This window comes from Sodalis sp. RH16 (assembly GCF_047324245.1).
Taxonomy (GTDB): domain Bacteria; phylum Pseudomonadota; class Gammaproteobacteria; order Enterobacterales; family Enterobacteriaceae; genus Acerihabitans; species Acerihabitans ligni.
Map to the genome: position 1 here is coordinate 5,126,077 of NZ_CP178737.1, position 11,727 is coordinate 5,137,803.

Here is an 11,727-nt window from a genome sequence, read left to right on the forward strand (position 1 = left end):
AGTTATATGTATCACTTAGCATTTAACTCCATAGAAAACACAAAATAAAATTTATTTGACTGGTCCTATTAAAATAAATATTATAAAGACTGCTCTTCTATAACACATTAAATCATAAAAAATTACTATCATTTGCCATTGGATTTTGCAGGCATATGACTAAAACACGAGGATTGACGCATACTAACTAGCACACCCCTACCCATCATCAATCTCACTGCTCGAATATGGTAGATTGCTATGTTGGAAAGCCCTGTACTGCAACCCTCTAACGTCATCATCTTCAAGGACAGACATCGCTCGTCCCAGCCTATGCTCAAACTACAAAGCAGTCTGAGGCGAGCCCCCAGCTACCGACCCGTATCCCGCAAAGATCTGACTTACCTGGCATGTGTCCTTAATTCAGATCGCTTAAAGTATGATTAGAAAATAATCATTTTTTTGGACGAAAAAAAAATTTACGTTATATTTAACAAAACAGAGCGAATCAGGGCCCTACTTTAAGCACAATGCACACTGACTCTACTGTTATATGTTCTGTACCGTAATAAGCCTCTTTACCTATCTACTATTAAGCCCTCTGAGTCTGGATGACCTTTACCACAGCTAGTTTCTGCATTCCGGCAACCAAGGAAAATCCCACTTTAAGGGGTTTACCAGCCGGTGACGAAGTCGCTTTAGATTAAAGGTTTTTCGATTATGTCTTATTATCTGATGATTGCTGTTATTAGCGTCACACTTGCAGCGTGTAGTGCGGTGGGACAGTATCATGTTGACGAACAAGCCCAGCAGAAAGCCGATTTACACTTCATTGGGATCCCGGTCCTGGCCGGCGCGGTGGGTTCAAGTTTCCCGATAACGGAAAATTACAGTCTGACAGCGGGTCATGTCGCCAGGATAATGATGTTAGAGGTTAAAGCCTACAATCCTCTGTGCGACGTGGCGCTGATCTATCAGGACAATCATGGCAAGTCCATTCCCCAATTGGCCCCAGCCACTACGGGAGAGCATGTCAAAATGTATGGCTATAACGCCTATACTATCGAGCCCACTTCGTCCTCCGGCGCTATAGCCGCGTTTGGCTGGTGGGACAAGCCAAAACAGAGCTGCTACGTTGCTCTCAGTAGCGCGGGCGGTATACAAGGTATGAGCGGTGGTCCGGTCTATGCCGATAACGGTAAGGTAGTAGGAATATTTACCGCAACCCATCCTGAAAGGAATCAAACCATATTTGTTCCTTACCAAGAAATTTCCAATTGGCTCAGTATGGAAACACGAAGCTAAAGAATAAATTTTTTAGAAATATTTATGCTTAATCTAACCCGGCTTTTTTGACCAAAAATCTGAAGGACTTTAAGCCTGTTTAAAGCTAAGCCAATGATAGATAAGTGAAAGTAGCTGTTTAAAAGTAATTAATTTTGTGAATAGTTATAAGGTACTGAGCCGCCCAAGGTACTACTTGACAGAGAGTTAGGGCTGCCGTCGTTTGAAGCTGCTATGCCAGGGCCACTTGAGCTTGGACTTGACACAGAATTATTGCCAGTGCTGGAGCCTGTGCCCTGACTATCGTTAGAATCATCCTCTCCGGCATAGTTTTGGATTGTACTTGTCCATTTACCGTCGCTAGATAGCGTATCCTGTCCGTCATATTCATTCGGCATGCTATCTGACGTCGTACCATCATCGTTGATGCAAAATGATCCACCTATCTCATTGGGTTGGCAATCGGCTGCATAAGCGAAGCGCAAGAAAGGTGTAAGCAAGAATATAAGTAAGATTTTTTTCTTAATCTGCATTGTTTGCCTCCTGTATGGTGTTCTTTACACATTATGGCATTAGGACAAAATGTCACGAAAAAATTTTGATGACAATCGTTTTGCCCGCAGACGCGGGAAAAATATCGCTATGAAAAACGCCCATTGATGGAACTAGAATCAGCCGATAGAATTTGTGATGCTGTTAGCGTAGACATTGTCATATCGTCTTTGCGATACCTATAAAATGCTCCTGACCAAGCCATAAGGAATGTGGACGAGGCACCGATATATTTACTCGTCGGCGCGGATGGAACGGTAGCGGCAACTGATCCGTAACCGGACGCATAGACGACTGAACCATCAATGTATACTGTCACCTGTTGCTGAGTGCCATCACTACTGAGCTGAAACTCAATACTAAGTTGATGCAAGTTACCGTTGTAAAGCTGGCCCAATTGCGATGCCAAGCCACCGTAATTTTTACCCCTCACAAATAGCGATATGCTGGTTGGGGTCGCTCCAGCTACAGGAGATGGGACAAGTGTTAACATTGCTGATGTCGCTAAATTATTCGCGACGGTAGAAAAACTCAGCGTCTGGTTGTTGCCATTTCCAGCTGTCCCTACACCAAAGTTTGCTATTTTTAGCCAAGCGGTAATCATCCAATGTGTGTCGCCGGGTTGCGGTGCGGCCACATCGGGAAGATCAAAAGTATCTCCCTGTACCCCGGCAAAGACCATGCCGCCATTTGCGTAGGTATGGGGCTTGGCAAAAGTTGCGACGGAATTTTCAAACGATAGGCTTTTAATAGACGCACCAGCAGCCACACCCACAGCGCCGCCTGCCCACGCGCTTGATACATCAAATAACGCCTGGGTTCCAGAATTAATAGAGACATCACGATACAGTTTTATGCCCGTATTAGCGGTAACGCCAATAAGCTGCTCGATTCTTCCCATTATAACCACCCCATATTTTGAAAAAAGTTAACGGTATAATCAGCATTTACATTCGCGCCGATTTCCAATGCGTAAGTCGGGTCTAATGATGCCCCGCTGCCAGCACCGCCTGATAATGCTAATGATGGATGTAAATTATCTTGCCGTAACGATCTCGGTGTTATTCCGGCAGCAACATCAGCCATGTCATTTGGAGAGTTGGGATTAGCGTGGTTATTAAAATTTTGCAAAAGGTCTATATCATTTACTTGACAATATATGTCAGGAAATTCATTTGCTAAAGCATCGTTCAATGTATGAACTTGGATAAATCCCGCAGATCCAGTTGGTTCGGATGAAGCGTTAAAATCACCAAGAAATACTATTTTTTGTCCTATATTTTTTATATATTTCACCATACCTCTAGCATCTGCCATGATAGTATCAAATTCAGTAATATTGTTCCGTCCGATTTGAAATATATTAATAGATTCATCATGATCATCATACTGAATACCTGACGCTATACTATTAAAAACATTAGTAGTCGTGATGGGGTATACATATAGTGGAACAGCGATAGAAACATTAACGGCAGAACCATCGGTTAATCGTGTAAAGGTTGCAGCAGTTCCGCTCCAATGAAAAGTCCCGTCAACACCAGCAAGATTACATTTTAAATCAATCGGTGCCGCCAATGATCGAGATGGTCCTGGCACAGCCGGTGTTAGCGTAACAGAACCGGATGCGGGTATCGATCCTCCTACAGGAGCATAATAAGTCGGAACACCCCCTTGTCTGGCCGCGATTGCGTCACTGGTTTGCCCGGACAGTCCGAAATTATATGTAGGCAATCCGGTTAGGGCATGTATCCGGTTTAAAAATGGGCCTTGATTTATGAAACTGTGCCCCCAGCCCACGATGGCTTTGCGAGCAATATATGCATGAGGAGTCAAATCAGGAAGCGCGGCATAAAACAACCCGCCTGGAGGAGGATTAGTTCTGTCCGATTGCCAGACAATGCGGCCCAAATCGTCGGGACGAGAATTTGTCTCGTTACTGCTGCCGGACGTCACCTGCGTTTGAATCCCTGTTTTAAAATTGTAGACAAAAACCTGTGATTTGCCAGACGAATCAACATCAGAGAATGGCGCAAGGGGATTGGTTACTTGCGGTGTTATCTCCTGTGATTTTTGATAGGCAATATCCCATAACGCAGAACGGACCATATAATCATCGACGTCAAAAATAACGTTCCCTGCGCCGTCCAACACTACCCATGATTTAGGATTAAATGCATATTCTCCTCCGCCTGAAGAATAAGCAGTGCTTGAACTGAGGGACTCTAGATTTTCCTTATCAACGGATGGCAATATTCCTGAAACATCCAGCTCAATACCGTTTACCTTAATCGCCTTAACAGAAATCAATGAAAAATTACTATCCATGTAATTATAATATTTAGCTCCGATCGTCCCATACAAAATATTACCATTCTGATCCGTTGTCACGTCATCATATTTTGGACCAAAAATATATTCTCCAGAATAGTCTAATATGCTGAATTTAGTAGAGTCATTTAATGGAGTTATATTTACCACACTTTCAGCCACCGCATCCACCGCAGCACCAGATGGGTAAGTTTTCTGAGCGCCAGTTGACGGGTCAATCACAGCCGTCGGCGTGCCGTTGACGTTTTGCCAGATGGCATAGGTCTGCAATGGATCGGTTGAAATGGTTGAGAATAACCCATTATTTGGAATTGTCCCGGCGGTTATAGCAGCCTGGGCTAGGAGCATTGTTTTATAGACATTCCCTAGACCAACGACTGAATCGCCAACAGCAAGCACCTGCGCTTTTGCTGCAATGGCATCAGCGGCGGCGGTCTGAGCATCCGCCCGCATTTGTTCAACCGTCGCCACAATAACCGGCGTTAATGCGTCTTCGCCTGGCGTGGTAAGGAAGTCATTCAGCGTCCCGTTGACCGAATCGACGAAGATTTGAATATTCCCCACCAGTTTATCAGGCTGGCCATAAGCTGATATTGTGACTTGGTACTGCCCGACTTCTGCCGAGATAGAATAATCGCCGTTGGCGTCCGTTACGGTTTCCGATTCGAGCTGGGCGACAACAGCCGTTGAGGTCGCCAATGCTTTTAAATTAATGCTAACGCTGGGCAAAGCGCTGCCGTCAGGCGCGGTTAATACGCCAGAGATTACGGTCATGAATTGACTCCAAATGAAAAACCCACCGAAGTGGGCCTATTTTAGGTTTGTGCTGACCAGTCGCCGCCGGTATCCCGGCAAGCAACTAATATTGCAGGACCGGCAATCATGGTGCCGCGGTCTACTTTTGAGACTTGTATCCTGATGTCCATTTGCGTCCCTGCTGGCACAGTGACGGATGCGCCAAAAGCACCATTGGCCGAACTGGCCTCGGCATTAAAATAGGGAGTTTCGATTGTTGCAGAACCAATACTGACGTTATTGGCGAATATCTCGACAGATAATGAGCCTGGCCCGTTGGCTGAAGCGCCTATGCTCATTGGGCCGACGATAGTCAGGACTCGATTCACATAGGGGTTTGCAATTAAAGATTTATAAAAATTTCCAACATGAGTGGCGTTACCATTCGGGTCTGAAACGCCGGTTAAATCCATACTGGAGTTGGCTGCGGTACCTCCTGATATTTGAGCAGCGGTCAATGTCCCTAAAATATTGCAATTCTGCGCAATAGTGACATTTTGGAACGTGCCCGCTATAGCATTGACTTCTCCATTCACTACCAAACGATTATTATTGCCATCCCAATAAAGTTTTCGCTGTAATGTACTCGGGTCGGTAACGGCAAACCAATTTGCCAAAATATCGACAACCGACGACCCCGGCGATGTGGAAATCGCTATGCCGGATATTTTCCCCTCGTTATTCACCACAAGATAGGCGCGGTCAGACAGCAGACCAACAGCAGAGGTATTCACCGCGACTTCTTGTGACAGGTCACGCGCCCATTCGATATCGGGAATGGCATCACTGATGACCGTCATGATATCCGTAGCGTCTTTTTTGGTAGCGATGCTGCCGGTCACCAGGGCCGAACGTCCGACATTATTAACGGCCCTCACTGCGTACCAGTAGGTCGTTAACGGCGTCAGGCCGTCATCCAGAAATTCATAGCCCTGTCCGACATAGTTCGCCATGGCGAGAGCTTCGCTTTGACTCGCGCCGCGGTAGAACTGATACCGGGTGCCCAGCGTCACCACGCCATCAACGACCGGAACAATCTTGATGCTGAAGTTCGTGCTGTAGAGCGACAACGAGGACGGCGCCAGCGGCGGCCCAATGGTCATATCTACTTCGGACTCTTCGCCGAGCTGGCCGGCGGCGTTCATGCCTCGAATGAATACCGAATAGCTCCCCAGCGACAGGTTGCCGACGGTGTATTGCATGTCAGCCGTGTTTGCCTTCAACACAACCACATCGCCGCCGGCGTCATGGCGAACCAGTTTCAGGTTGAAGGTGATGCCGGTATAGATTTTTGCCGTATCCCAGGTAATGCGGATCTGGTAAACATCGTTCGCTACGGAGTCATCGATGGCGATATGCTCCGGGGCCGGAATAGCGCTGCCATAGAGCGTCGTGGTGGGGCTATTGAACTGTTCGCCCAGGTCAACTTCAGCCTGTTTGTTGGGGTCGTGCTGCAACGCGGTAATGCTGTATGTGCCATCATCGACATTATCGGTTATTGCCAAACAGCGGAATAACCGGGTCGCTAGGCTGCTTTTCGATATAGTGAAAATGCCCCATTTACGCAGCCCGGCCGGCGCGCTGGCCAGCGTTATCTGGCTACCTGAAACGGGCGCGACAATCTGGATTTTCACCATGGTGGCCGCATCGTTCAGATAGGAAAAATAGGCTGTTTCAGTTGGCGCAATTTCAACAGGCGCATCGAGCGTAACTGACGTTCCTGAGAATGCTATGACGCGGCCACCCATGCGGGCGCCGGCATAGTCATTGTCCGCCACGGTAATAATGTCGCCGGGCAGGTTGTTGAGTCCGTCCCGACCCACGTCAAAAGTGACAGTCTGCGTTTCGAGCTGCTCCGTTTTGAGGATCCACCGCCCTACCCGGTTCGCCTGACCCCGGGAAGTACAGCCGAATGCCGTCACCTGCGTTACATTCAGGCCATAGCGGGCTATCAACGAATCATCTGAGACATACTCAATGTCCGAAGCCCAATCATTGTCCGGATTGACCCAACTGACTTGTATCGCCGTGTGCCGAGCCTTACGGGCGCTGGAGGCGTATTTGAACGTGCCATTGACTACATTGGCATTGGTATAGGGCCATACCGGATCAACAGGTCTATCCTGAACTACGGTCATTTGCAGACCGTCCCAGATAGGCATCCCCCGGAAAGAAGAAGCTAAATCGTTCAGGACGTCATAGGCCGCCCTCTGGTCGGTGATGTAGGCATTACAGGTAAATCGTGGCTCCTGTCCGCCGAAACCATCATCCACCAGGACATCACAGAATTGCGCAACGGCATACAGGGACCATTTATCACAGCCAAACTGCCCGAGGCGTTTTCCCAGGCCATAACGGGTATTGGTGACCAGGTCGTAATAAACCCATGCCGGGTTATCCGTCCAGGCGTTTTGAAAAGTCCCGTTCCACAAGCCGGCATACGTGCGGGCCACCGGGTCATAATTGCTCGGAACCTGAACAATCAGCCCCTTCATGTCATAGGTTCTGACCGGGATGCCGCTGAACTGGCCGGTATAATCAATTGTCGTCCCGACTATGGCGCTGTTCGGATAGCTCAGCTTCGCGTCGATAATCTCCGTGTAGCTGCTGAAATAAGTCCCGTTTTGCAGCTTGGTTGATGTGCTGTCGACTTCCTGGCGCACCAGGCGGAAAGACCAGGGCGTGTGCCCGGGCGCATTGATGATGTGCGATTCCAGATATTGGCTGGTCGTTTTGCCGGTGATGGTAATGTTGTCTACCGTGTCCCAGCCCTCTGCAGTGTTTTGTATCTGGATCTGCATATGGACTGTGGCATAGTTCAAATCGCCGTCATCGTCCTGCGAAAGCAGTGAATCAACGCCTACGGTTAACCGCACACGGTTGACATCCGTATCGGTCACGGTCTTTACGATGGGCGTGGCGTAAACCAATTCGGTACTGACACCGATTTCGTTCTCAACGTCCGAATAGCCGGCCAGATACGCCTGGTCCTGCGTTCCTGAAGTCCATTCGGCATCGACGCCGGTAAAATTGGCATTGCCGTTGGAATCAAGGACGGGCGTGTCGTTCAGATAAAATGACTTCAGACCGTCAACCGGGCCGTAAATCGGCCCCTCCGATATCAGGTCGATAATCTGGAGGCGCTGTTTGGATTTTAGGTTGTCCGCCTGCTCTGTCGGCGTGTGACTGCTGCCGCTGCTGCTACTGCCGCCCATGGACTACTCCCATAAAAAAGGCCCGCCGAAGCGAGCCAAATAAAAATCGCGCATGAATTAACTGCTGGTCACATCCGTAATTAAGCCCTGGGAAATGACGTGCGAGCCAACACGCATACGGCCATAGAGCAGCGGGACCGGATCGCCCTGGCCGACAACGTTCTCAAGGGACGAGAAGTAGTTATTGGCAGTACCATTGTCAGCGTTCGATGAGGTGCTGGTTTTGGGCGTCTTAGTGAGCATCTGAGCAACGCCGCCGGCAGCAAGGCCGATACCAACAGAAATCAGCGCGCCGCCTACCGCTGCAGCGGACCCAAAAGTCATGCCAGTGACCACAACACCAATTGCGATTAATGCCGAGCCAAGTATGGTCTGGAATAGCCCACCATTTTTCGCGCCGGCGACAACCGGCGTAATGCGGATTTCTGTTTTCCGCTTCAATCGGGCATGCATCCCTTTATCCAGAGTATCCATGGTGAGTTGTTTCTCCCCGACGCGAACCTTATAACGGCCCTCGCTGATGTGCTGTCGAAGTCCAGGTATCTGGATAAGCAAAGCTCGAAGCGCTTCCGCGCCAGTTTCTACATCGAGCTGGAACTCGCTGCCAAATCGTTTGAGATCCCCGTAAAATCTGACTGTCGCCATTTTTGATACCTCCAGATTGAATGCGTAAAGCGTTGCCAATACCCGCCGTAAACATCACGTTTGCTCAGGGTATTCGGGCGCTGATGAAGAATGAATTGATCACCGATGTAGATGGCGGAATGATTGGCCTTTGGGACATGCTGGCCGGTGGTGCCGAGGCACATCAAAAAGACGTCACCAACCTGTATTTCGTCTTCAGCGGCCAGCCGGATAAATCCACCAGCCTCCATATTTTCGATATATAAATCCTGCCCGTTAGCCCACCAGTCGTCTTGCCGGTCGAAGTCGGGTAAATCGTGGCCGCACAGGTGATAGGCGTCGCGCATGACCGTGTAGCAGTCCATTACGCCATGCTCGAATTTGCGACCCAGCAAAGGCGGCACGCAGCGAAATTTGTGGACGGCGCCGTCGCACACCAACCACCAAGGCAAACCCGATCGGCATTGCGCTATCCGGTCCGCTTCGCTGAGAAACGGAACTCCTCCGGGGTGACTGTGCACCACCACCAGAATGTCGCCTTTATCTTCGGCGGCTGACCAGTCGTCTGGGTTGATTTCAAAGGTGGCTTGCGGTTTAGCGGCTATGTTTTTGCAAGGGATGTAGGCGTCATTCACCACCAAACCGCAGCATTCTGCCGGAGCGCATGCCGAGGCGTGAGCCAAAATGTCATTTTCTATCATGGGGTCCTGCTATTTGATCTTGTTTGCCGCCGGGAAGCCGCCGAAAGGAAGAACGCCTGTGCTACCAAACCGAAGCTTGCAAGAGCCCAGGCGTTTGCCGCATTTGTCTTTACTACTATCGGATGTCGGAACGTCGAATTCATCCGCCACCGGGCCGCCGGTATAGCCGCAATCCGCCGACCGGTACACCCATGGACAAACATCCGCCAGAATCGTCCGCGTCGGGAGCAAAGCGCCGTCGCTTTCTGATGGCAGGCAAAGAGTGTAGGAAACGAATTCAGTTTGCAGATTGGAGCACTGCTCAATCACGTATCGCGTTACGGACTCTTGGGTGGGATCTGCTTGCGGATTACCATTGGAATAATTCACCTCGTCGAGGTACTGCTCGTACACCTGGCGCCGGGTCACGATAGCGCCCACGGCGTCGTCATAGTCCTGATTGATGCCGGTTATCAACCCGCTGATATTGGCAAGGGTCAGCGTTGGCCGGTTGCTCGTACCGGTGCCACTCACCTCGAAGCCTGATGCCTCTACCGGATAGGGCCTATAAGTTTCACCTTGCCATACTATCGGCTGTCGGCGGCCATTCAGGCCAGAATGAAACTGGTAAATGTCTCCGCCGAATTCAGTCAAATCGATTTCAAATAATTCCAAAAGGGCGGGCTGCTCAATTTGGGTGACGTCGATTCGCATCGAATCAGGAATGTCACGCATGGATTACCCCCAATAAAAAACCCGACACATTGGCCGGGTTGTGATGATTCTAAAATGTGGTTATTTTAATATCCTGCCATGCAATCTCTAATCAGGAATGATGTGATTAGCAAAACAGAATTTTGAAATTGATGATAATGTATTGTTACTGAAGTATTTTATTTCATATAAAACTCTAATTGCTAGCTGAGCTCCAGAAAGTTTCAATTTACTTCCAGAAAGAAGTTTGTCAAACCTTTTTGTCATTGTTGGTACATCTAGCATTTTATAAAGGTCTTCACGGATAAATTTAAAAGAGCAATCGTATATTGGGCTACCATTGATAGTATATGCGTGAATATCACGGCCTTCATCAAATAAGATCATCAACTCATAATCTAAATCATCAGCATTGATTTTTTTTGGATGGTCTGCTGAATATTCTAAATTTCTTATATATTGCTTTTTGTCAATCACTTCAAGAATAAACGCATAAACACCATGAATTACGGATTGTTTAATATTACCCTCTTTTCTTAAAAAAATTTTCATTTGATTGTTTATATCTGCCTGATCACGAAAATTTTTAGTGTGTTCAGCAAGTATATTTAATTCCCTCCACCCTTCATCATTCTTTCCTGCAAGTTGCAGATACATTGGTAGGCGAAGGCGATCCTTAAGCGTTATGTATTCATCAACATCGGCAGACACATAAGCCAATCTAAGCGATTTGCACGCCCAATCATATTCTTTCAGTTTTTTAAGCTCAGTGGCTTCTTTGAGTAATTCCCGCGCGCTCATGGTGGCAACTCACAGGCAATTACGTGCTGACTTGAGCCAATCACCAGCCATCCAATCCGCTTGCAAATGCGTTCTAACCGTTGAGCCTTTGTCAGCCCTATCGACAACCGTCAATGCAATCACGCCGTTATAGGTAGCACTCGCAGATATCCTATATCCTGTCGCGGTTTCTATGCTTGTAGTGGCTGGGTTGTATTGCTGCCAAATGGGCGCCAGGCATAGGGCATATTCTCTCGGCGTTTTTGAAGTTTTGGCGTCTAATACTGGTTTTTTGCTTTCAATGGATGACATGGAGCAACCTGCTGCCATGAAGATTATCAGTAAAAATAATGCTTTTTTCATCTGCGATCCCCGCCGGTGACATTTCGCAACAGCATATCACCGGCTTTGCGCAAAACAACGCAAATCATGAGGGCGCTAAGCAACAACCTCTTGAAACGTGGCCGTAATGGTTTCCCACAAGCCATTTATGGTGCGCGTCCAGGTTGCGCATTTGAATGTCCTGTTAATCCATTGGTCCTGCGCCTTCCAGGTGAATACCTCGACGGCCCCGCGGTCTGTCAAGAATTGCTCTATCTCATCCACATATTTGCATTCGCCGGTAAACGTCAGCGAGTATGAGCGCAGGTCATGATGGATGCCGTTTTTCTGGCGCTGCTCATAACCGTCGCCGTAGCTCACCACCCTGACCAGCGGCGTGGCTGTACCGGTAAAATTGTCCTGGTCGGGTAGCCATTTAAACTCGTACATAC

Annotated in this window: 11 protein-coding genes; 1 reads left to right on the forward strand and 10 read right to left on the reverse strand. The window is 48.4% G+C overall.

Going from position 1 to position 11,727, the window contains the following annotated elements:
* Positions 1 to 699 precede the first annotated feature (699 nt).
* Positions 700 to 1,284 (forward strand): trypsin-like peptidase domain-containing protein, encoded by a 585-nt coding sequence (locus ACL2XJ_RS23370; RefSeq protein ID WP_413724637.1) that lies wholly within the window; start codon positions 700 to 702, stop codon positions 1,282 to 1,284.
* 128 nt (positions 1,285 to 1,412) lie between these two features.
* On the opposite strand, the gene ACL2XJ_RS23375 is transcribed toward ACL2XJ_RS23370, so the two are convergent.
* The 10 genes from ACL2XJ_RS23375 to ACL2XJ_RS23420 all read right to left on the reverse strand — a co-directional run bounded on the left by ACL2XJ_RS23375 (position 1,413) and on the right by ACL2XJ_RS23420 (position 11,725).
* Positions 1,413 to 1,796, reverse strand: coding sequence for an RND transporter (locus ACL2XJ_RS23375; RefSeq protein WP_413724638.1), 384 nt, complete (start codon positions 1,794 to 1,796; stop codon positions 1,413 to 1,415).
* A 107-nt stretch (positions 1,797 to 1,903) separates the two neighbouring features.
* Entirely contained in the window at positions 1,904 to 2,716 is an 813-nt protein-coding gene (locus tag ACL2XJ_RS23380; RefSeq protein WP_413724639.1) for a hypothetical protein, read from the reverse strand.
* A complete protein-coding gene (locus tag ACL2XJ_RS23385) occupies positions 2,716 to 4,920 on the reverse strand; it encodes a prophage tail fiber N-terminal domain-containing protein (protein ID WP_413724640.1) in 2,205 nt (734 codons plus the stop codon). Before ACL2XJ_RS23385 ends, ACL2XJ_RS23380 begins: the two co-directional genes overlap by 1 nt.
* 41 nt (positions 4,921 to 4,961) lie before the next feature.
* Complete coding sequence (locus ACL2XJ_RS23390; RefSeq protein ID WP_413724641.1) at positions 4,962 to 8,156, reverse strand: host specificity protein J; 3,195 nt, start codon at positions 8,154 to 8,156, stop codon at positions 4,962 to 4,964.
* 57 nt (positions 8,157 to 8,213) lie between these two features.
* Positions 8,214 to 8,801 (reverse strand): tail assembly protein, encoded by a 588-nt coding sequence (locus ACL2XJ_RS23395; RefSeq protein ID WP_413724642.1) that lies wholly within the window; start codon positions 8,799 to 8,801, stop codon positions 8,214 to 8,216.
* Positions 8,738 to 9,481: a C40 family peptidase gene (locus ACL2XJ_RS23400; RefSeq protein WP_413724643.1), complete on the reverse strand. Its 744-nt coding sequence runs from the start codon at positions 9,479 to 9,481 to the stop codon at positions 8,738 to 8,740. Before ACL2XJ_RS23400 ends, ACL2XJ_RS23395 begins: the two co-directional genes overlap by 64 nt.
* Positions 9,482 to 9,490: 9 nt before the next feature.
* Positions 9,491 to 10,195 carry a phage minor tail protein L gene (locus tag ACL2XJ_RS23405; RefSeq protein WP_413724644.1) on the reverse strand — a complete coding sequence of 235 codons (705 nt, stop codon included), beginning with the start codon at positions 10,193 to 10,195 and terminating at the stop codon, positions 9,491 to 9,493.
* An 87-nt stretch (positions 10,196 to 10,282) separates the two neighbouring features.
* Complete coding sequence (locus ACL2XJ_RS23410) at positions 10,283 to 10,975, reverse strand: hypothetical protein (RefSeq protein ID WP_413724645.1); 693 nt, start codon at positions 10,973 to 10,975, stop codon at positions 10,283 to 10,285.
* A gap of 9 nt (positions 10,976 to 10,984) precedes the next feature.
* Positions 10,985 to 11,317: a hypothetical protein gene (locus tag ACL2XJ_RS23415; RefSeq protein WP_413724646.1), complete on the reverse strand. Its 333-nt coding sequence runs from the start codon at positions 11,315 to 11,317 to the stop codon at positions 10,985 to 10,987.
* 75 nt (positions 11,318 to 11,392) lie between these two features.
* A complete protein-coding gene (locus ACL2XJ_RS23420) occupies positions 11,393 to 11,725 on the reverse strand; it encodes a phage tail protein (RefSeq protein WP_413724647.1) in 333 nt (110 codons plus the stop codon).
* Positions 11,726 to 11,727: the final 2 nt, after the last annotated feature.

What these genes read in the sequence shown, in the direction of transcription:
- ACL2XJ_RS23370 (WP_413724637.1), top strand. Translation starts at nt 700, where the DNA reads ATGTCTTATTATCTGATGATTGCTGTTATTAGCGTCACACTTGCAGCG.
- ACL2XJ_RS23375 (WP_413724638.1), bottom strand. Translation starts at nt 1,796, where the DNA reads ATGCAGATTAAGAAAAAAATCTTACTTATATTCTTGCTTACACCTTTC.
- ACL2XJ_RS23380 (WP_413724639.1), bottom strand. Translation starts at nt 2,716, where the DNA reads ATGGGAAGAATCGAGCAGCTTATTGGCGTTACCGCTAATACGGGCATA.
- ACL2XJ_RS23385 (WP_413724640.1), bottom strand. Translation starts at nt 4,920, where the DNA reads ATGACCGTAATCTCTGGCGTATTAACCGCGCCTGACGGCAGCGCTTTG.
- ACL2XJ_RS23390 (WP_413724641.1), bottom strand. Translation starts at nt 8,156, where the DNA reads ATGGGCGGCAGTAGCAGCAGCGGCAGCAGTCACACGCCGACAGAGCAG.
- ACL2XJ_RS23395 (WP_413724642.1), bottom strand. Translation starts at nt 8,801, where the DNA reads ATGGCGACAGTCAGATTTTACGGGGATCTCAAACGATTTGGCAGCGAG.
- ACL2XJ_RS23400 (WP_413724643.1), bottom strand. Translation starts at nt 9,481, where the DNA reads ATGATAGAAAATGACATTTTGGCTCACGCCTCGGCATGCGCTCCGGCA.
- ACL2XJ_RS23405 (WP_413724644.1), bottom strand. Translation starts at nt 10,195, where the DNA reads ATGCGTGACATTCCTGATTCGATGCGAATCGACGTCACCCAAATTGAG.
- ACL2XJ_RS23410 (WP_413724645.1), bottom strand. Translation starts at nt 10,975, where the DNA reads ATGAGCGCGCGGGAATTACTCAAAGAAGCCACTGAGCTTAAAAAACTG.
- ACL2XJ_RS23415 (WP_413724646.1), bottom strand. Translation starts at nt 11,317, where the DNA reads ATGAAAAAAGCATTATTTTTACTGATAATCTTCATGGCAGCAGGTTGC.
- ACL2XJ_RS23420 (WP_413724647.1), bottom strand. Translation starts at nt 11,725, where the DNA reads ATGTACGAGTTTAAATGGCTACCCGACCAGGACAATTTTACCGGTACA.